This window comes from Serratia sp. TSA_130.1, from assembly GCF_052691795.1.
Window position 1 is genome coordinate 408049 of sequence record NZ_JBQZFS010000001.1, and the last position, 20175, is coordinate 428223.

20 protein-coding genes are annotated in these 20175 nt (G+C 62.9%); 4 read left to right on the forward strand and 16 right to left on the reverse strand.

What is annotated here, in order from left to right; all coding sequences use genetic code 11:
• Nucleotides 1–482 precede the first annotated feature (482 nt).
• The gene (locus ACUTQY_RS01930) at nt 483–1457 is read left to right on the forward strand and encodes an alpha/beta hydrolase (protein ID WP_046687266.1); all 975 of its coding nucleotides are present in this window, start codon (nt 483–485) and stop codon (nt 1455–1457) included.
• 2 nt (nt 1458–1459) lie between these two features.
• Here ACUTQY_RS01930 and ACUTQY_RS01935 read toward each other — a convergent pair whose 3' ends face one another.
• From ACUTQY_RS01935 to ACUTQY_RS01960, 6 genes are all read right to left on the reverse strand, one after another.
• Nucleotides 1460–2428 carry an ABC transporter ATP-binding protein gene (locus tag ACUTQY_RS01935; RefSeq protein WP_128868475.1) on the reverse strand — a complete coding sequence of 323 codons (969 nt, stop codon included), beginning with the start codon at nt 2426–2428 and terminating at the stop codon, nt 1460–1462.
• Nucleotides 2418–3404, reverse strand: coding sequence for an ABC transporter ATP-binding protein (locus ACUTQY_RS01940; RefSeq protein WP_046687268.1), 987 nt, complete (start codon nt 3402–3404; stop codon nt 2418–2420). Before ACUTQY_RS01940 ends, ACUTQY_RS01935 begins: the two co-directional genes overlap by 11 nt.
• The gene (gene opp4C / locus ACUTQY_RS01945; protein WP_046687269.1) at nt 3401–4351 is read right to left on the reverse strand and encodes an oligopeptide ABC transporter permease; all 951 of its coding nucleotides are present in this window, start codon (nt 4349–4351) and stop codon (nt 3401–3403) included. Before opp4C ends, ACUTQY_RS01940 begins: the two co-directional genes overlap by 4 nt.
• 4 nt (nt 4352–4355) lie before the next feature.
• Nucleotides 4356–5312, reverse strand: coding sequence for an ABC transporter permease (locus ACUTQY_RS01950; RefSeq protein ID WP_004934604.1), 957 nt, complete (start codon nt 5310–5312; stop codon nt 4356–4358).
• 48 nt (nt 5313–5360) lie between these two features.
• The gene (locus tag ACUTQY_RS01955) at nt 5361–7049 is read right to left on the reverse strand and encodes an ABC transporter substrate-binding protein (protein ID WP_033650918.1); all 1689 of its coding nucleotides are present in this window, start codon (nt 7047–7049) and stop codon (nt 5361–5363) included.
• Between the two features lie 154 nt (nt 7050–7203).
• Nucleotides 7204–8622, reverse strand: a complete 1419-nt coding sequence (locus ACUTQY_RS01960) for an aminotransferase-like domain-containing protein (protein ID WP_042784770.1) — start codon at nt 8620–8622, stop codon at nt 7204–7206.
• 144 nt (nt 8623–8766) lie between these two features.
• Here ACUTQY_RS01960 and ACUTQY_RS01965 point away from each other — a divergent pair, with 144 nt between their 5' ends.
• The 3 genes from ACUTQY_RS01965 to ACUTQY_RS01975 are packed head-to-tail and all read left to right on the forward strand — an operon-like array spanning nt 8767 to nt 11344.
• Nucleotides 8767–10167: a cytochrome ubiquinol oxidase subunit I gene (locus ACUTQY_RS01965; RefSeq protein ID WP_004934615.1), complete on the forward strand. Its 1401-nt coding sequence runs from the start codon at nt 8767–8769 to the stop codon at nt 10165–10167.
• A gap of 2 nt (nt 10168–10169) precedes the next feature.
• On the forward strand, nt 10170–11177 hold the full coding sequence (gene cydB / locus ACUTQY_RS01970; protein WP_033643414.1) for a cytochrome d ubiquinol oxidase subunit II: 1008 nt from the start codon (nt 10170–10172) through the stop codon (nt 11175–11177).
• A gap of 14 nt (nt 11178–11191) precedes the next feature.
• Entirely contained in the window at nt 11192–11344 is a 153-nt protein-coding gene (locus ACUTQY_RS01975; protein WP_004934619.1) for a DUF2474 domain-containing protein, read from the forward strand.
• 9 nt (nt 11345–11353) lie between these two features.
• Here the strand turns inward: ACUTQY_RS01975 and ACUTQY_RS01980 are convergent, their stop codons facing one another.
• The 10 genes from ACUTQY_RS01980 to ACUTQY_RS02025 form a co-directional block, all read right to left on the reverse strand.
• Nucleotides 11354–11620, reverse strand: a complete 267-nt coding sequence (locus ACUTQY_RS01980; RefSeq protein WP_046687271.1) for a hypothetical protein — start codon at nt 11618–11620, stop codon at nt 11354–11356.
• Nucleotides 11617–11841: a hypothetical protein gene (locus ACUTQY_RS01985; protein ID WP_046687272.1), complete on the reverse strand. Its 225-nt coding sequence runs from the start codon at nt 11839–11841 to the stop codon at nt 11617–11619. The genes ACUTQY_RS01980 and ACUTQY_RS01985 overlap by 4 nt, the downstream gene beginning before the upstream one ends.
• 106 nt (nt 11842–11947) lie before the next feature.
• Entirely contained in the window at nt 11948–13033 is a 1086-nt protein-coding gene (locus ACUTQY_RS01990; RefSeq protein WP_342188171.1) for an acyl-CoA desaturase, read from the reverse strand.
• The gene (locus ACUTQY_RS01995; RefSeq protein ID WP_033650911.1) at nt 13030–14112 is read right to left on the reverse strand and encodes a fatty acid desaturase family protein; all 1083 of its coding nucleotides are present in this window, start codon (nt 14110–14112) and stop codon (nt 13030–13032) included. Before ACUTQY_RS01995 ends, ACUTQY_RS01990 begins: the two co-directional genes overlap by 4 nt.
• Entirely contained in the window at nt 14105–15238 is a 1134-nt protein-coding gene (locus ACUTQY_RS02000; RefSeq protein ID WP_046687275.1) for a sterol desaturase family protein, read from the reverse strand. Before ACUTQY_RS02000 ends, ACUTQY_RS01995 begins: the two co-directional genes overlap by 8 nt.
• Nucleotides 15235–15852, reverse strand: a complete 618-nt coding sequence (locus ACUTQY_RS02005) for a phosphatase PAP2 family protein (protein WP_046687276.1) — start codon at nt 15850–15852, stop codon at nt 15235–15237. Before ACUTQY_RS02005 ends, ACUTQY_RS02000 begins: the two co-directional genes overlap by 4 nt.
• Nucleotides 15849–17135 carry a F390 synthetase-related protein gene (locus tag ACUTQY_RS02010; RefSeq protein ID WP_046687277.1) on the reverse strand — a complete coding sequence of 429 codons (1287 nt, stop codon included), beginning with the start codon at nt 17133–17135 and terminating at the stop codon, nt 15849–15851. Before ACUTQY_RS02010 ends, ACUTQY_RS02005 begins: the two co-directional genes overlap by 4 nt.
• Nucleotides 17132–17938, reverse strand: a complete 807-nt coding sequence (locus ACUTQY_RS02015; protein ID WP_033643422.1) for an MBL fold metallo-hydrolase — start codon at nt 17936–17938, stop codon at nt 17132–17134. The genes ACUTQY_RS02010 and ACUTQY_RS02015 overlap by 4 nt, the downstream gene beginning before the upstream one ends.
• On the reverse strand, nt 17931–18947 hold the full coding sequence (locus ACUTQY_RS02020; protein ID WP_046687278.1) for an NAD-dependent epimerase/dehydratase family protein: 1017 nt from the start codon (nt 18945–18947) through the stop codon (nt 17931–17933). The genes ACUTQY_RS02015 and ACUTQY_RS02020 overlap by 8 nt, the downstream gene beginning before the upstream one ends.
• Nucleotides 18944–19951 (reverse strand): 3-oxoacyl-[acyl-carrier-protein] synthase III C-terminal domain-containing protein, encoded by a 1008-nt coding sequence (locus ACUTQY_RS02025; RefSeq protein WP_046687279.1) that lies wholly within the window; start codon nt 19949–19951, stop codon nt 18944–18946. Before ACUTQY_RS02025 ends, ACUTQY_RS02020 begins: the two co-directional genes overlap by 4 nt.
• Nucleotides 19952–20175: the final 224 nt, after the last annotated feature.

Here is a 20175-nt window from a genome sequence, read left to right on the forward strand (position 1 = left end):
GGTCCCTGAGCGGGGAGTAAATGTTAACGAGCAGTTAAAATACATGTCGTTTGATAAAGAGTGTAGAGCAGCTATCGTGCCAAAACGGGATTTTTGCCGGATTTTGCTATTTTTTACGTTAAAACAACGGCTTATAATGCATATTTATTCATTTTATATGCATTTGCAATGCATAATTTAAAAAATAAGGCCTAAAATCATCATTGCTCGCGAAATCCTATTCAATTGCGAAAAACTTCAGGATTTCTGATCGCGCTCGCAAAAATAATTTCATCCGATTTGCTCGCCATCACACTTTTTGCCCCAACCCGGTGCAGCGCTGCGCCAGGATCGGGCAATGCGGCGACGAAGCGCCTATTCCATCGGCAGCACCCCGGAAAACGAACCGCGCCGATCGCCGCCGGCCGCGGCTCCCGCTTTATGCGCCAACGACTACACTGTGATTCTGACCGCACTTTTTCTTCTGCGCACAAGGAGTCACCATGCCCAAACGAACCGTCGATCTCAGCCGGCCTCTCCTCCAGCACGACATCCGCGCGTTTCTCGAGACGCTGAATGCCGCCGGCGGTAAACCTATGGAACAAATGAAGCCCAAAGAGGCGCGCAGAGTTTTGGAAGCGGCGCAGCGCAGCGTAGACGTGCCGCTGCGCGAGGTGGAGATCAGCGAGAAAACCATTCACGTAGAAGGCCAGGATATTCTGCTGCAGCTGGTGCGGCCGGCCAGGGTCAAGGAGACATTGCCGGTATTCATGTTCTTTCACGGCGGCGGCTGGGTGCTGGGCGATTTTCCCACCCATGAACGGCTGGTGCGCGATCTGGTTTACAGTTCCGGCGCGGCGGCGGTGTTCGTCAACTACCCCCGCTCACCGGAAGCGCACTATCCGCAGGCGATCAATCTGGCTTACGCCGCCACGGAATGGGTGGCCGAATATGGCGAAAAAATCAACGTCGACGGTTCACGGCTGGCGGTGGTCGGCAACAGCGTCGGCGGCAATATGGCGACGGTGGTCAGCCTGATGGCCAAAGAAAAAGGCCTACCGGCATTGCGTTGCCAGATCCTGCTGTGGCCCGTTACGCACGCCCATTTTGATACCGATTCCTACCATCAGTTCGCCGAAGGCCATTTCCTGACCCGCAATATGATGAAGTGGTTTTGGGACAGCTATGCGCCCGATAAAGCGCAGCGCAAAGACATCTACGCCTCGCCGCTCAACGCTACGCCGGAACAGCTGCGGGGCTTGCCGCCGGCGCTGGTGCAGACCGCCGAGCTGGACGTGCTGCGCGATGAGGGCGAAGCCTACGCGCGTCTGCTCGACGCCGCCGGCGTCGAGGTCACCTCCACCCGCTACAACGGGCTAATCCACGACTACGGCCTGTTGAACCCGCTCGCCCACGTCCCGGCGGTGCATTCGGCGATCCACCAGGCCGGGCGCGCGTTGAAACACTACCTGTCCTGACGCTAACCGACCAGGTGGCAAGCCACCTGATGACCGGGCGCCACGCTGCGCAGCTGCGGCGCCTGTTCGCGGCACTGCGCCGTGGCCAGCGGGCAGCGGGGATGGAAACGGCAGCCGCGCGGCGGGTTGGCGGGGTTCGGCGGCTCGCCGCCGGCCACCCACGCCGGCGCGCGTTGCGCATCCAGCGTCGGCACCGCCGCCAACAAGGCCTGCGTGTAAGGATGCAGCGGTTGTCGGAACAGCGCATCGCGATCGGCGCTCTCAACGATCTGCCCCAAATACATCACTGCCACATCCTGGCACAGATGCTCCACCACGCCGAGATCGTGCGAGATAAACAGCAGCGTCACCCCCTGCCGCTCCTGTAAATCGGAAAACAGATTGATGATCTGCGCCTGAATCGACACGTCGAGCGCCGATATCGGCTCATCGGCGACGATAAATTCCGGTTGCAGGATCAGCGCGCGCGCAATGCCGATACGCTGCCGCTGGCCGCCGGAAAACTCATGCGGAAACCGCCCGTAATGCTGTGAGGACAACCCGCAGATCGCCAGGGTATCGAGCACCCGTTCGCGCAGTTCCGCCTTGCTCGCCAGACCGTGTTGCAACAGCGCTTCCCCAATGGCGTCGCCCATGCGCAGACGCGGATTCAGCGAGCTGTAAGGATCCTGAAACACCAGCTGCATTTTCGGCCGCAGGGCGCGCAACGCGTCCTTGCTCAGGCCGTCCAACGCCTGCCCTTTGAACAGCACCTCACCGGCGGTTTTGTCGTGCAGGCCGAGCAGCGTGCGGCCAACGGTGGTTTTGCCGCTGCCGGACTCGCCCACCAGCCCGAAAACGCGCCCCTTGCGGATGCTGAAGCTGACATCATCCACCGCCTTCAGTTGGCCGGTGGTGCGCCCGAACAGCCCGTCGCGCAGCGGAAAATATTTCTTTAATCCTTTCACTTCCACCAAAGGTTCAGTCGACATACGGATGCCCTCCGGCATTGAGAAAACAGGCGGACTGACGCTGACGGGAGCCGTACAGCGGCGGAATGCCGTCGCGGCAGCGAGCGGAGGCCTGCGCGCAGCGCTCGGCGAAAGCGCAATGCTCCGGCAGCCGCGCCAGATCCGGCACCTGACCGGGAATGGAGTACAAGCGGCGTCGCCGCTGCCCCGGCACCGGCCGCGAGGCGATCAGCCCCTGCGTATAGGGATGTCGCGGCTCGTCCAGCACTTCCCGGGTCGTTCCCTGCTCGACGACGCGCCCGGCGTACATCACCGCCAGCCGATCGGCCATCTGGGCGATCACCCCGAGATCGTGGGTGATCAAGATCATCGCCATGTTGTGTCGCCGGCTCTGCTCACGCAGCAACGCCAGGATCTGCGCCTGTACCGTGACGTCGAGCGCCGTGGTCGGTTCGTCGGCGATCAACAGCGCCGGGCGGCACCCGATCGCCATGGCGATCATCACGCGCTGCAGCATGCCGCCGGAAAGCTGATGCGGATAGCAGCGCATCAGCGCCTCCGCGCGCGCCAACCCCACTTCCATCAAGAGTTGAATCGCCTGGCGCCAGGCCGCTTTCGGCGACAGGGTCAGGTGGCGAATCAGCGGCTCCACCAGCTGTTCGCCGAGGGTCAACACCGGATTCAGCGCGCTCATCGGCTCTTGAAAGATCATCGCCAGCCGGTTGCCGCGCAGATCCGCCATCTTGGATGCCCGCAGCGACAGCAGGTTTTGCCCTTCAAAGCGAATCTCACCGCCGTCTATCTGCGCCAGCGGCTGCGGCAACAGCCCCATCAGCGCCATGGCGGTCACGCTTTTGCCGCAGCCCGATTCGCCGACGATCCCCAGCGTTTGCCCGGCCTGCAGTTCAAGGCTGACCTGTTGCACCGCCCGCACCGGCCCCTGCTCGCCATGAAACGACACCGACAGCCGGTCGAACGCCACCAGCGGTTGACTCATCGTTTTACCCCGCTCATTTTCGGATCGAGCGCGTCCCGCAGGCCGTCGCCCAAGATATTGATCGCCACCACGGTGACGAAGATCGCCAGCCCCGGCGGCATCCACAGCCAGGGGCGGCGCTGAAAGTCGATCAGGCTATTGGCGGCGTCCATCATGTTGCCCCACGACGGCGTCGGCGGCACCACGCCCAGCCCAAGGTAGCTCAACGCCGACTCGCTGAGGATGGCGTTGGCCACCGCCATGGTGGCGACCACCACCAAAATCGGCACGGTATTGGGCAACAGATGGCCGAAGAGGCGCCGCCGAGTGGAGAGCCCCAGCACTTCGGTGGCCAACATGAAATCCCGCTCGCGCAGCGACAGGATCTGGCCGCGCACCAGCCGCGCCAGCGACGGCCAGCCCAGCAGGCTCAGCATGATCATCACCATGTAGATACGGTAGTCCGGCGACACGTCGAGTTCGGTCAGCATCGCCCCCATGATGATCAGCAGCGGCAGGCCAGGAATGGTCATCAACAGATCGGCGAAGCGCATGATCAGCCGATCCGCCACGCCCCCCAGATAACCGGCGAACGCCCCCAGTACATAACCCAGCGTCACCGACAGCAGCATCGACACCAGGCCGATGGTCAGCGATATTCGCCCCGCCAGCAGCAGCCGGGTGCAAATATCGCGGCCGAGAAAGTCGGTGCCCAACCAATGCGCGCCGCTCGGCGCCTGATTGATGTTCAGCACATCGCCGGCGTCGTCAGGCCACGGCGACAGCGACGGCCCAATCAGGCACAGCAGCGCCAACAGCACCAGCAGCGCCAGCGAGATCATCGCCGGTCGGTGGCGACGCAGACGGCGCCATGCCTGCGCGGCGGGCGGCGGAGACAGCTGCGCCAGCGCCGGCAACTGCGCCTGGCGCCAGCGGCGACGGCGCCCGAAAAACAGCGTTACCCACATCGTGTTACCTCAAGCGAATGCGTGGATCGGCGTAGGCGTACAGAATGTCCGCCAGCAGATTGCCGAGAATGGTCAACGCCGCCAGAAACAGCGTGAACCCCATCAATACCGGATAATCGCGCGCCGCCAGCGAATCGATATGGATATGCCCGGCGCCCGGCCAGTTGAAGATTTTTTCGGTGATCAGCGCGCCGGAGAACAATCCCGGCAGCTCGAACCCCAGCAGGGTGATGATCGGCAACAGCGCATTGCGCAGCGCGTGTTTGAGGATCACCGTTTTCTCCCTGAGCCCTTTGGCGCGCGCGGTGCGGATATAGTCCATGCGGATCACCTCCAGCATGCTGGCGCGAAAATAGCGCGTCAGGCTGCCGGCCTGCAGCATCACCAGCGCCAGCACCGGCAACAGCAGGTGCGCCGCCACCTCCAGCGCCCAGGCCAGCCCGCTCGCTTCGCTGCCGGTGCGCAACATGCCGCCCGCCGGCAACCAGTGCAGATCGACGGCGAACCATTTGATCAGCAACAGGCAAAGGAAAAACGTCGGAAACGACATGGCGGCGAACACCGCCACGGTGATCAGATGATCGAACAGCGAATAGGGTTTCATCGCCGAGATCACTCCCACCGCCAGCGCGATGCCCCAATACAGCACCATCGCCACCGCCGCCAGCAGGAACGAGTTCCAGATGTATTGGTTCAGCAGCGTGCTGACCGGGATCTGATACTGCAGCGAGAAGCCGAGATCGCCCTGCAACAGCCGGCCAAGCCAATGCAGGTAACGGCTGAACAAGGGCTGATCCAACCCATACAGCGCCCGCAGCTCGGCGGCGCGTTGCGCGGTCAGGTTGATATTGCCGTCGATAAAGTCGCCGGGCGCCAGGGCGAAGATGCAAAAAATCAGCAATGAAGCCAGCAACAGCATCGGGATAGTCTGCAACAAACGGCGCAGGATAAAATTTCTCATCGCGAATTCCATCGCCGCCGCCCGGAATGGCGCGGCGGCATCGGGGCGTTACGGCGCCGGTTTGACGTTCGGCAGGCTGCCGACCAGTCCGTTGTAGATATCCGGTTTAAAGCCGGTGACGCGCGCGCTGCTGGCGCTCAAGATTTCGCGGTTGCCGAGCAGGATCACCGGCGGATCGTCCGCCAGCACCTGATACAGCTGATGGTACAGCGGCTTACGCTGCGCGATATCCAGCGTGGCATTGGCTTTGGCGATCAGCGCGTCCACCTGCGGGTTGTGGTAGCCGGTCTCGCTCTCGCGGCTGATGAAGTCGCGTACGCCGTCGTGCGGATCGTTCAGCGTGCTGGTGCTGAGAGACGCCAGGTCGTAATTGCCCGCCTTGCGCTGCGCCAGCAGCGCGTTGAAATCCAATACCTGCGGTTTCAGCACCACGCCGAGCCGGCGGTAGTTATCCTTGGCGATCGGCACCAGCGCGTCGTTGATCAGCTTTTTGGTCACCAGCAGCGTCAGCTCCAGCTTTTTACCGTCTTTCTGCCGGATGCCGTCAGCGCCCACCTGCCAGCCCGCCTCGTCCAACAGCTTTTTGGCCTTATCGAGATCGTAAGCGTAAGGATTGATGCCGTTGGCGTCGTAAGCCCAGGAGATCGGCGAAATCGGCTGGTTGGCGACCTTGCCGTACCCTTGGTACACCACGGCGATCAGTTTTTGCCGATCGAGGCCGTAGATCAGCGCCTGACGCACCCGCTTGTCCTGCAGCGCCGGGCGTCTGAGGTTGAAATCAACCCGGCTGTAATCGCTCGAGCTGTAAAGGTTGATATTGGCGAAGCCGAGCAGCTTGAGCTGTTCGATATCGTCCGGCTTGGCGGTAAAGGCGTCGTAGTCGGTCTCACCGGTCTGGAACAGCTGGAAGTTGGTGGCCGGGTTGGTGACGCGATAGATAAAGCGCGCCATCGGCGGCGGGCCGAGGTAGAAGTTCGGGTTGGCGTGGAAGCGGATTTCCTGCCCCGGCACGTACTTGTCGTAAATGTAGGGGCCGTTGCCGAGCGGCTTGCCGTTCAAGGCGCGCACGCCGTCGAGCTTGCCGCGCTGATAGTCTTTGCCGTAGTAAGCCCGCGACAATACCGGCCCGCCAATCAGTTGCAACGTGGTCGCGCCCGGTTGGGTGGTGACGATCTGAATGGTGCGATCGTCGATCACCTTCAGCCCGCTGATGCCGGCCGCGGTGCCGTTTTTATACTCGGCGCCGCCCTGAATGTGCGCTGGCGTGATATCGGTATCGCCGTCATAGGCCGGGTCATGCAGCAGCGTCAGGGTAAAGGCGATATCGTCGGCCTTCAGCGGCGAGCCGTCGCTGTAGACCAGATTCGGCCGCAGCTTGATGGTGTAGGTCAGATTATCGGGGCTGACCTGCCAGGACTCCGCCAGGCGCCCTTCCGGTTTGCCCTGGCTGTCCAGGCCGATCAGCCGGCTGAAGATCACGTCGGTCACGTTCTCGTCCCAGCCGTTGGTGAACAGATACGGATTGAAAATCCCCTGTGGCTCCGAGATGCCCGCCACGACGGTATCTTTGCGCAGTTTGGCGGCGGCCGGCACCCGAGCGGCGTCGCTGGCCGGCGTAATGCCTTCGGCCAGCGTTTCCGCCTGCGCGGCGGCGCTCAATCCCAGCGCGCAGACCAACGCCAGCGGCGTCAGCCGATAGCGCAACAGTTTGTTTAGCTTATTTTTTATTCCACTCACCCACTGCCCCTCGTCTACCCGTTGATAAAAATGTGACAAAATTTATCGCAGAGTAATGGGCGGCTGGAGGGCTGTCTAACAACGAAACCGGCATTCCATTGCCGAAAAAAGCATTATGAATTTTTCTGGGGCGAAGCGGCGGGAAAAACGCGGTTCAGCCGGCCGCCGCCAGCCCCCGGATAAGTTTGGCTAAGGTTTTTATCGCCTCTTCAAAGCGGTCATTCCATTCAAACGAGGCGTTGAGACGGAAGCAGTGGTTGAAATGGTCGCCGGTGGTAAACATGCGCCCCGGCGCGATGCTGATGCCCCGTGCGAGTGCGCGCCGATACAGCTCCATCGACGACAGCGCCGGATCGAGTTCCAGCCACAGGAAATACCCGCCGTCGGGCTGACTGACTTTCACCGTCGGCGGGAAATGGTGGGCGATCGCCTGACGCATTGCGCTTTGGCGCTGGGCCAGCAGGCGGCGCAGCCGCCGCAGATGGGTGTCGTAGCCGCCGTGCAGCAGATAATCCGCCAGCGCCATCTGGGTCGGCACGCTGGTGGAAACGGTGCTCATCAGCTGCAAACGCTGGATCTGTTGCGCATAACGCCCCGCCGCCACCCAGCCGACGCGAAAGCCCGGCGCCAGACATTTGGAAAATGACGAGCAGTGCAGGATCTGGCCGCCGCTGTCGAGCGCCTTCGCCGGCAACGGCCGTTCGGCGCTGAAGTACAGCTCGCCGTAGACATCGTCTTCGATCAGCGAGATCTGCCGTTCGCGCAGCAGCGCCACCAGACGCTGCTTGTTGGCCTCCGGCAGGGTGGCGCCCTGCGGGTTCTGGAAGTGGGTCATCAGCCAGCAGGCTTTGATCGGATACTGCTCCACCGCCTGCTGCAACGCGTCCAGATCGATACCGTCCTGCGGATGCGTGGCGATCGCCACCGCCTTCAGCCGCAGCCGTTCCAGCGCCTGCAGCGCGCCGTAAAACGCCGGCGACTCGATCGCCACATAGTCGCCCGGTTGGGTCACCGCCTGCAGGCTGAGGCTGAGCGACTCCATCGCCCCGGCGGTGATGACGATCTCGTCCGGCGCGACCTGCATGCCGCTCAGCGCATAGCGTTGGGCAATGTGCCGCCGCAGCGCGTCGTTGCCCGGCGGCAGGTTGACCAGCGAACTGTGCGGCGTGAACTTGCGCGCTACGCTGCTCAGCGCCCGCGCCAGCTTCGGCTGGGCGAACAGCGTGGCGTCGGGAAACGCCGAACCGAAAGGTACGATGTCCGGATCCTTGCAGGCCTGCAGCACGTCGAAAATAAAGGCGTTGATGTCCACCTGCTCGCTCAGCAGCAGTTTCTCGCCGCGCGAAGGCTGCGGCAGCGGCTGCGGACGCGCCGCCACATAGTAGCCCGACTGCGGCCGGGCGACGATCCACCCCTGGCTCTCCAGCAGTTGATAAGACTGCACCACCGTCATCAGGCTCAATCCGGCGCGTTTGCCGCTCTCGCGCAGCGAAGGCAGCTTGTCGCCCGCCCGCCACACCCGGTTCTGGATCTGTTCTCTAATCTGCTGCGCAAGCTGCTCGTATCGGGTCATAACCATTAACTGTTATATGAAAAAGTAAAATAACTGTCACTATTATAGGCACTGTACTCCGTGCTTAACTTAACGCCAAGCATTTCACATAAAAATGACAGCTATACTCAAGAGGTTAATTTATGTTCAACCCTAGGAGGCGCCATGCTGGGTCTTGATGCACTGGAACTTGCCAGAATACAGTTCGCCTTCACCGTGTCTTTCCATATCATTTTCCCCGCCATCACCATCGGTTTAGCCAGCTATCTGGCGGTGCTGGAAGGATTATGGTTGAAAACGCACAATGAAGCCTATCGTGAGCTTTATCACTTCTGGTCAAAGATTTTCGCCGTTAACTTCGGCATGGGCGTGGTATCCGGGCTGGTGATGGCTTACCAGTTCGGCACCAACTGGAGCTTCTTCTCCGAGTTCGCCGGCAGCATTACCGGGCCGCTGCTGACTTATGAAGTGCTGACCGCCTTCTTCCTCGAAGCCGGTTTCCTCGGCGTGATGCTGTTCGGCTGGAACCGCGTCGGCCCCGGCCTGCACTTCTTCGCCACCTGCATGGTGGCGCTCGGCACGCTGATCTCCACCTTCTGGATCCTGGCCTCCAACAGCTGGATGCAGACCCCGCAGGGGCATGAGATCATCAATGGCCAAGTGGTGCCGGTTGACTGGCTGAAGGTCATCTTCAACCCGTCCTTCCCGTATCGCCTGCTGCACATGTCCACCGCCGCCTTCCTCTCCTCGGCGTTCTTCGTCGGCGCGTCCGCCGCCTGGCATCTGCTGCGCGGCCGCGACACGCCGGCAATGCGCAAGATGCTGTCGATGGCGATGTGGATGGCGCTGATCGTCGCGCCGGTGCAGGCGCTGATCGGCGATGCGCACGGCCTGAATACGCTGAAACATCAGCCGGCGAAGATCGCCGCCATCGAAGGCCACTGGGAAAACCCGCCGGGCGAAGCCACGCCGCTGATCCTGGTCGGTTGGCCGGACATGCAGCGTGAAGAGACCCGCTTCAAGCTGGAAGTGCCCTATCTCGGCAGCCTGATCCTGACGCACAGCCTGACCGAGCAGGTGCCGGCGCTCAAATCGTTCCCGCCGGAAGATCGCCCCAACTCCACCGTGGTGTTCTGGTCGTTCCGCATCATGGTCGGGCTGGGCATGCTGATGATCCTGGCCGGGGTGTGGAGCCTGTGGCTGCGCTGGCGCGGCGGGCTGTATCAGTCGCGTCCGTTCCTGTATTTCATCCTGTGGATGGGCCCTTCCGGGCTGCTGGCGCTGCTGGCGGGCTGGTTCACCACCGAGATCGGCCGCCAGCCGTGGGTGGTGTACGGCCTGCTGCGCACCAAGGATGCGGTGTCCGCGCACGGCGATCTGCACATGAGCATCAGCTTGCTGGCGTTCATCATCGTCTACTGCTCGGTGTTCGGCGTGGGCTACTCCTACATGATGCGCCTGATCCGCAAAGGGCCGCAGCCGCATGAACACCAAGAAGACAATACCGAGGGCCGCCCGGCGCGTCCGCTGTCCGCGGTCAACGACACTCTGGACGACAGGAGCTGAACATGGGTATCGATCTTCCGCTGATTTGGTTTGTCATCATCGTGTTCAGCACCATGATGTACGTGGTGATGGACGGTTTCGATTTGGGCATCGGCATTCTGTTTCCGTGGGTGAAGGCGAGCGGCGACCGCGATCTGATGATGAACACCGTCGCCCCGGTGTGGGACGGCAATGAGACCTGGCTGGTGCTGGGCGGCGCGGCGCTGTTCGGCGCCTTCCCGCTGGCCTACTCGGTGATCCTCGACGCGCTGGCGATCCCGCTGACGCTGATGCTGATCGGGCTGATTTTCCGCGGCGTGGCCTTCGAGTTTCGCTTCAAGGCGACGCCGGAGAAGCGCCATATCTGGGATAAAGCGTTCATCTGGGGCTCTCTCTTCGCCACCTTCAGCCAGGGTGTGGTGGTGGGCGCCGTGATCAACGGCTTCCCGGTAGAAGGCCGCACCTACGCCGGCGGCGCACTGGACTGGCTGACGCCGTTCGCGCTGTTCTGCGGGCTGGGGCTGGTGGTGACCTACGCCCTGCTCGGCTGTACCTGGCTGGTGATGAAAACCGCCGGTGACCTGCAGGCGCGCATGTATCACCTGGCGACGCCGCTGCTGGCGATCCTGCTGCTGGTGCTGGCTGCGGTCAGCATCTGGACGCCGATCGCGCATCCCGAAATCGCCGCGCGCTGGTTTACGCTGCCTAACCTGTTCTGGCTGCTGCCGGTACCGCTGCTAGTGCTGCTCAGCGCCTGGGGAATTCAACGCGGAGTGAAACGCGGCGCGCACTACTCGCCGTTTATGCTGACGCTGCTGCTGGTGTTCCTCGGCCTGAGCGGGCTTGGCATCAGCATCTGGCCGCACCTGATCCCGCCGGCCATCAGCCTATGGGACGCCGCAGCACCACCGCAGAGCCTCGGCTTTATGCTGGTGGGCGCGCTGTTCATCATCCCAATCATTCTGGTCTACACCTTCTGGAGCTACTACGTGTTCCGCGGCAAGATCAGCCATGAACACGGCTATCACTGAGGAAGGAGGACGCTATGCAAGATAAAACGGCAGCCGCCGCTCCGGCGCCCTGGTGGAAACGCATCGGTTGGCTGGTGATCATCTGGAGCGCCAGCGTGCTGGGGCTGTTCGTGGTTGCCTCGCTGTTCCGCCTGCTGATGACTGCGGCGGGCATGAAGTCGCATTGACACGGCGCCTTATCTGGACGCGCTGTTGGGAAAGTAAAAAGAGACCACCAGCGTGACCAGCGGCAAGGCGCCGATCTTCACCAGCTCAAACACCTGATTCAGCGCTTCGTTTTTCTCCCAATACGCGTGGGCGGCGAATACGCCCACGCTGACCGCGAATATCCCGCACAGCACCTGGCGTGCCAGGCGCAGCCGCTCCATTTCGTCGAAGACCAGCGAAGGATCCAAATACAACGTTTCAGCATCAACCTGCGGGCGCTCATTTTGCGGCTTCATGGAAAAATCCCCACCACCACGGCGACCGCCTCCAGCCCCTCGCCGCTTTCACGCACGATCCCAAGACGGGAACCGTCTTTTTTCATCCACTCACGGTCGGCAATCGTCATTAAAGAAAATGCCAGGCGAATGACGTCGGTTTTTGCCATCCCGTGACGCCGGGCAATATCGTTCAAACTGTCGTCGATTTCATTGGATAACCGAATCGGCAAGCTGCGCATAGTCCACCTCCTGTGGCCGTTGATTCACAGGGGGAAAGTCTACTGGAAGGGCAAATATCGTTCAATTAGTGAACTGCGTAACGCCTCGCACAATCCGCATGCAACGCTATTGCGGCTTGCGCCCCATCGCGCTGAGGAAGCGTTGCTGCAGGCGCAACAGCTCCTCCAGTTCCAGCAGGCGGTAGTCGATGCCGAAACGCGGGGCCACCTCGCCGATGATGCGGCTCAGCGCCGGGTAATGGCGGTGGCTCCAGTGCGGGAACAGATGATGCGTCAAATGCAGGTTCGCCCCGCCGAGCCAGTATCCCAGCCAGCGCGGCCGAGTCTGCCAGTCGAACGTGGTGGCGAACACATGGTGATACCAACCGTGCGGCATCGCGCCCTGCGCCGGCGCCTGATAAAAGTTGGCCTTGGCCCAGTGGGTGCCGATGATCAACATCACGAACAGCAATGAAGAAAGCATCTGGCTCAGCAAATAGACCAGCAGAATTTGCCCGATGCCGATAGCCGGCGGCAACAGCCAACATGGGATCGCCAGCGCCAGCAGCAGGTGCGCCGCCTTCCCCGCCAGAAACCCGCTCCAGCCGCGTACGCCCTGCTGCGCCATGCGCGCCGCCACGCGGGTGCGGCCCGCCCTGTCCAACCAATCGAACAGCCAGATGTAGTACGGAAAAGTCAGCGCCGCCACCAACGGCCAATAGTAACGCTGCGCGCGCATAAAGGGCCGCCAGCGCTGGAACGGCGTTTGCCGCAGCACGCCGTTGGCGTCGATATCGGGATCGTAATGTTCGATGTTGTTATGGGCATGGTGGAACAACACATGCCGCACGCGCCAACAGTCGGGATCCAGCCCCAGCGGCACGCTCACCAGGGCGTTCAGCCAGCGGTTGGCCCAGGGGCGGCGGAAAAACGCGTTGTGCGAGGCGTCGTGCACCACGTTCACCGTCAGGAACATGCCGATAAAGATAAAGCCGAAATAACAAGCGAAAAACGCCCAGACGTTTTGCTGCTGCAGGCTCAACCCGTAACACAGGCCGCACAGCGCCAGCAGCAGCGCGACCTTCGCCAGCATGCCGCCGTCGGCGAAGCGGTGATCGCCGTGGGCCGCCAGATAATGCTGTGCAGCCTGCATCAGCGCGCGGTGCAACCCATTGTCGTCGCGCCGATAGGCTAACGGACGCAGCGGTTTCATGGTTGTCCCATCCGGCGTAAGAAGCGCTGTTGTTGCGCCAGCAGTTCACGATAGCCAATGCAGCGGTACGCCATGCCGTGCCGCTGCGCGACCTCCGCCACCGCGGCAGCCAGGGCCGGATAGTGGCGATGATTCCAGCCGGGAAACAGGTGATGGGTCAGGTGATAGTTTAGCCCGCCGGTCAGATGCTCCAGCCAGCGCGGTTCGGGCTGCCAGTCGCAGGCGGTGGCGAAATTGTGCCGATACCAGCCTTGCGGCATGCTGTCGCCCGTCGGCGCCGGGTAAAACTCGGCCTGCGCCCAATGGGTGCCCAGCAGCAAGAACACCACCAGCAGCGAGGCGCACATCTGGCTGAGCGCGTAAGCCAGCAACACCCAGCCCCAGCCGATGCCGTGCAAGTGGCCCACGACCAGCGGCGCCACCAGCACCAGCGCCAGATGCGCGAGCTTGCACAGCACGAACAGCGCCCAACCGCCGCGCCCCGCCAGCACGCGTTTTTCCCGCAGCGGCGTTTTATCGAGCCGATCGGACCAATCGAAAATCCAGGCGATATAGGGCAGCGAGAGCGCGGCGATCAGCGGCCAGTACAGATGCTGATAGCGCATATGGGGCCGCCAGCGCTGGAACGGTGTCTGGCGGAAAAAGCCGTTCTCTTCGGTATCCAGATCGTAATGTTCGACGTTGGCGTAAACGTGGTGGTAATCCACATGCCGCGTGCGCCAGTAGTCCGGATCGACGCCCAGCGGCAGCGTCACCAACCGCCCCACCAGCCGATTGGCCCAGGGCGCACGCAGGAAAGCGTTATGCGAAGCATCGTGGTTGACGTTGACATTGAGCAGCATGCCCATGGTCACGAACAGGAAATAGCAGAGGAAAAACGCCCAGGGCTGATGCTGCAGCAGGCTCAGCGCGTAAAACCCGACGCACAACGCCAGCAACAGCGCGGCCTTGGCCAATCTCGCGGCATCGGCATAGCGATGATCGCCCGCCAGACAGGCGTGGGCCGCGCGCTTAAGATCGCGGTGGAAGGCCTGTTCGCCATCGGCGGGAAAACGCAGCGGCGGCAATGATTCAGCCATGCGGTTCCTCCACGGCGGCCGGTGCGGCTACTCTTCCCCAGCCCAACGCGACGCACAGGGCATGCAACGCCACGGCGGCCATGGCGATATGCCAATAGCGCTGCGGCCAACCGAGATAGCCGATAAATAGCAGCGGCATGCCCAGCGCGATCAGCAGCCAGACGGCGCTCGCCCACCGCCGCCCTTCCGTCATGCCGCCCAGCGCCACCGATCCCAACGCCAGCAGCGCCAACAGCGCCATTTGCGGCCAGCTGATGTCGCTATAGCCGTAACCGTATTGGTAGACGTAACCGACCACCAGCGAGAACAACAGCATGGCGCCGCTGAAAACGCTGAGCGCCGAACGGCGGTCGCGTTGCCGGCCCGGCGCCGGGCGCCATGCCAGGCGCAAATAGCGCAGGAACGGCAGATTGCTCGCCCAGAATGGGTTGGCGGACGGCCTGTCGCCGCCGACGCCATAGCTGAACGGCGTGCTCGGCAATGCCGGGCAAAAGGTGCCGAACAGCTTGTCCCAGAAGATAAAGCTGCCGCCGAAGTTCTTATTGGAATACGCCATGTCCTTGACGTGATGCACCCGGTGATGCGCCGGCGTGACCAGGATGTTTTCCAGCACGCCGAGCTTCGGCGTCAGCGCATTGTGGTTAAACAGCTGAATGCTGTAATGAAAAATAGAGACCGCAACGAACACCGACAGCGGCACCCCCGCCAGCGCCAGCAGCAAAAAGAACGGGATCGACGTCAGCGACGAATACCAGGAGTTGCGCACCCCCAGCGACAGATTAAAGTGCTCGCCCTGATGGTGCACCACGTGCACCGCCCACAGCAGGCGGAAACGATGGTGCAGACGGTGCAGCCAGTAGAAACCGAAGTCCCACGCCAGCAGGGCGAACAGCCACATCAGCAGCGGCGGCCAGGCATCCAGCAGCCCCAGGCTGAAATGCGCGGCCACGTAGCCGTAGCAGGTGATCTCCAACCCGCGGAACAACCACAGCATGATATGGCCGGAATTCAGGTTGAACACCAGATCGTGCCAGTTGACCGGCTCGCGACGCCCCCACTGCAGCGCCACCGCCTCGGCCACCACGATGAACAGCATGAACACTATCGGCAATGCCAGATCGCTCATCCCATTTCTCCTTTAACGACGCGCCTGCGCAGGGTTTTCATGCGCAGGGCCAGCCAGCCGGCGAACAGCGCCAGCAGCGCGCCGCCGGCCAAATCGACAAACAAATGCCGACGCAGTTGCAGAATCGAGAACGCGATCGCCACGCCCCACAGCATCCACAGCGCCGTGCGCACTTTGCGCTCGCCGTCGCTCAGCGCCCACACCGCCAGCACCGTCAGCGCCATATGCAACGAAGGCAGGCAGTTTTGCGGCGAGTCCACCCGGGTTAACGCCGCCAGCAGTTGCGCGCTGATCCCGACGCCATCGTTCTGCGGATAGGCCATGGCGGTCGGCCACAGCAGATAAACCGCCCCGGCGCCCAGCGCGGTCAGCTGCATCGCCAGCGTCAGCCATTTGATCCGCGGCAGCGGCGCCAGCAGATAGCCCGCCGGGACGATGAGGAAGAACGACAGATAGAGCCAGATGGCCGTGGGGCTGAACGGGATCGCCCGATCAAGCGCCGACGGCGGCAACAGGGTTCCCGCCCCCTGCAGGCGATCGGTCAGGCTATACACCACGCCGACCGTGCCCCATCCCAGCAGCATGTGCCATAGCCTGAACAGTGCGCTTTTCATGCCTCCTCCGCCCGGCGCACGATGCGCCGCCGCTTGCGATCGAACTGCGGCAGCACCGCTTGCGCCGTCAACCGCCATTCGAGGCGATCGGTGGCGATGCCCTGACGAGCGAACAGCGCCATCAGCTGCGCCTGACAGTGCGCCAACGCCGCCGGGCTGCAATCGGCAATCAGCTCCAACCGCCGTTCGCCATGCTGGATCAAGCGGTAATCGCTAGTCAGCGGCAACGCATTGGCGATCGTTCGGCTGCAGGCATCGGCGAACACCGCCTGCGGTTGCCGCTGCGCATCGGGCAGCATCAGCTGATCGTCGCGCCGCCCCTCGATACGCGCGATCGCCCGCGTCGGTTGCCCGCATGGGCAGGGTTCCTTGCGCAGCACCAATACATCGTCCAGCCGATAGCGCACGATCGGCTGCGTACTGCGGGTAAAATCGGTGATCAGCGGCGTGAAGCGCAGTTCGTCGATCCACTGCGGCTCGATATGCAAAAACTCCTCGTTCAGGTGCAAGGTGCCGTGCGCGCAGGTGGCGGCGAGGAACCCCTCGGTAGCCTGATACACTTCGCCGACCGCCGGAAACACCTGCTGCAGCAGGCGGCGATCCTGTTCTTCAAGCACCTCGGCGACCGAGATCACTTTTTTGACCGACAGCGTCACCTGCCCAGCCAGCACCGCCAACGCCAATGCGCGCAGCACCTGCGCCGGGGCTACGATGATGCTGGGCGCCTGCCGTTCCAATGCCGGCAAATGGCCGCTGAACGGCGCGAGCAAATCGTAAAACGCCAGGCTCAGCCAACGGTTGTTCACGCTGTGATAGAGATTATTGTCCGCGCGCAGAAACAGTGCGACGCGCTCGCCCGCCGACAGCCCGTCCGGCAGCATTTTCGCCAGCATGCCGCCGGCCCACACCTGCTGTTCCCGCGGGCTGACGACAAACACGCCGCGCTGCCCGGAAGTGCCGGACGACAATCCGACGCTGTAGCGCCCGATCTTCGGCGTGAAATCGCGATCCGCCTCGCTGCGCTGCGCGCAGGCCAGCACCGCATCGCACCGCAACCCGGCGGTGTTCATGCGGTCGAACTGCGCCATCATCAGCGCCTTGTCCATCTGCGGCCATTCGGCGAACGGCCGGCGGCTGAAGCCTTGAAAATAGGGACTCTTGCTCAGCACCCGGCGGGCAAAACCCTCAAGCTGTCGGGCCTGATGCGCCTCCAGCGCCGCACGATCGCCAAAGCGCAGGCGCCGGGCGCGGAAATAGTGCCAAAGGGTCATGAAGGGGATCACAGGTCTCCCTCGTGGCACAGCAAAATGTTGACCTGGCCGCCCGCCCACAGCTGGTTGAGCCGCTCCAGGGTGCGGGTGTAAGCCGCCGCGTCGTCCATCACCAGATTGGCCAGGCGCGAAGGCCCGCGCAGCGTCTGGTAACTCTGCGGCGACCAGGCGGCGTCGCTGGCCAGCAGCGTCCAGCCGGCGTCGGTGAGAATAAAGGCGCCGATATGGCCGGCCGCATGCCCCGGCAACGGCACCAGCACGATCTGCCCTTCACTGCCCGGCAGCGCGTAACCGCGATCGAACGGCGCCAACAGCGCGGGCAACGCCACCGCAGGAAAAGACTCCATAAACTGCAGACGGCTCTCGAAATCCGCCGGGATCAGGCCGGGAATAAAGGCGCGCTTCAGCGCCGCGAAACCGCGCAGCCCACGGGTTTGCTGCCAGCCCTCGCCGGAGCAAATAAAGTCGAGTTGGCTGAAATCCTGCAGCCCGGCGATGTGATCGGCGTGAAAATGCGAGACGATCAGCGCCTGAATATCCCCCTCGGCATAACCGGCTTCGCGCAGCTGATGCGCCAACGACTCGGCCGGATCGAAATAGACCGGCGTCATGCGGCGGTAAAGGCTGAACAGCCCCGACTGCGTGTGCTGCTGAAAATAACGCGCGTAGCCGGTATCCCACAGCCAGCGGCGCTCCCCCACCTCCAGCAGATAGGCGCGCGCCGGGAATTTGCACACCCGGAATCCGGCGCCGCGCAGCGCCATGCAGCCGATATGCGTGCAATAGCCCACTTCAAACACGGTGACCTTAGCCATGCTGTCCGCCTCCTTGCCGCCGCAGCCACTCGCCGGTCAGACGAATGCCCTCTTCCATCGAATAACGCGGCCGATAGCCCAACTCTTCGATCGCACGAGTCTGGTTCAGCGTCATGTCAAAATGCACCGCCGCCACGCTGTAGCGCGTCAGCAGCGGTTCCTTGCCGCTCAGCGTCGCCCACAGCTCCATGCCGCCGGCCAGCGTATGCAGCAGCGGATAGGGCACGGCCTGCAGCCGGTAACTCAGCCCCAGCTCCTGACGCAGCAGCGCATCCAGCATCTCCGCCAGCCGCTGCGGTTGGTGGTTGGTGATGTTGTACACGGCGCCGGACGGCAATCCGCGCTGCCGACTGGCCAGATCCATCGCGTGCACCACGTTGGGGGCAAAGGTCAGATCCAGCAGCGCCTGTCCGCCGCCGGGCAATCGCAATACGCCGCGATCGCGTTCGAGCTGCTGCAACAGCCGCGGCACGATCACCCGATCGTGCGGGCCAAACAGGCCGCGTGGCCGCAGCATAATGTAGGTGGTTTGCGGATAGATCTTCGCCTGCGCCAACAGGCGTTGTTCGGCGGCGTGCTTGCTGACGGCATAGTGATTGGCGAAGCGCCGCGCCCGGTAACCTTCGTCAAGGTCGTAATGCGGCTGAAAATCGAAGTAGATTGCCGGCGTGGAGATATGCACGAAGCGCCGCACGCCGCAGCGCCCGGCCGCCTCCGCCAGCTTATCCGTCGCCGCGGCGTTGATGCGGTGAAACTCCGCTTTGCCGCCCCAGGGCGAAGACTTGGCCGCGCAGTGCCAGACCCACTCGCAGTCGGTCACCAGCTCCCGACACTGCTGCGGCGTGGCCTGCGCCAGATCGAGCGCGCAAAACTCGGCGCCCAGCTGACGCAGCGTTGCGCCGGCCCGTTCATCGCGGCCGGTAGCGCGCACCTGATGTCCGGCCTCCAGCAACCACTGCGCCGCGTTGCGTCCCAGCCCGCTGGTCGCCCCGGTGACCAGCACCCTCATGGCAGCAACACCATGCCGGCCAGCGCCAGCCCGGCGGCAGTGCCGATCAGCATCACCGGCTGACCGGGATTGAAGCGCCCGGTGGTCACGGCGGCATGCAGCGCCGTCGGGATAGACGCCGCCACCTGATTACCATGATGGCGGTAGATATCGACCAGCGCCTCGCTGGAGACGTGCAGCCGTTTGCGCATATGTTCGAGCGACAGATGGCTGGCCTGATGCGGCACCACGGTGGCGATCTGCGCCAGGGTCAGGCCGCTGGCGCTCAACAGCCGATCGAGGTAACCCTCAATCAGCGCCGACGCCTGGCGGAACAGCGGCTTGCCCTGCATATGAAACAGGAAGTCTTGCTCACACATGCCGGCGCGCGGGTTGCGACGCGTGCCGCCGGCGCGGATCTCGCACAGTTCGCTGCCGGCGGGGTAGGTTTCCACCAGGCTGGCGAGGATGCCGCTGCCGCCGTCGCCGCGCTCCACGATGGCACAGGCCGCGCCGTCGCCGAAGATCAGCGACGACTCTTCGTGCTGCCAGTCGATGCCGCGTGAAGCGAGATCCGCCGAGACGATGGCGATGCGTCGATACGTCCCGGCGTTCAGCAGCCCCGCCGCCACCTGCAGCGCAGAGATAAAGCTAACGCAGCTGCTGTTGATGTCGAAGCCCGGCGTGCCCGGCGCCAGCCCCGCCACCTTGAGAATGTGCGCGGCGGTGCACGGCAGCGCCTGCACCGAAATCGCCGAGGCGGAGATCAGCAGATCGATCGAGTCCGCCGGCATGGCGCGGCGAGCCAGCGCATCTTGCAGCGCGGCGGCGGCGAGTTCAGCCTGGCTGGCATCGTCGGCGGCGTGATAGCGGTAAACGATGCCCGAGCGTTTTTCAACGTAGCCGGCCGGTTTCCCCAGCCGAGCGTCGAGTGCAGAGGACGCCACGCGGTTAGGCGGCAACGCGGCCCCGGTGGCGATGATTTTCAGAGGCAGCAGCTCGGGTGAGCGTAATTGTGTGGTCATTATTGTTATTGATTAACCTGACTATCCATAAAGCGATTCTCCCGTACGGCGCGCAGGCCACACGGATCATCCCCGGTTTTTATGTCCCAAAATGCCTTTCATCAAGGCGGTATCTCTTGTTATCGGCTACCACAGGCCGACGTCCGTCGGCGGAAGCATAAACGTAACATAACTGAGATAGTGAGTTTACGACAAGGCGACGAGAATGGGCAGACGGCGGGGGA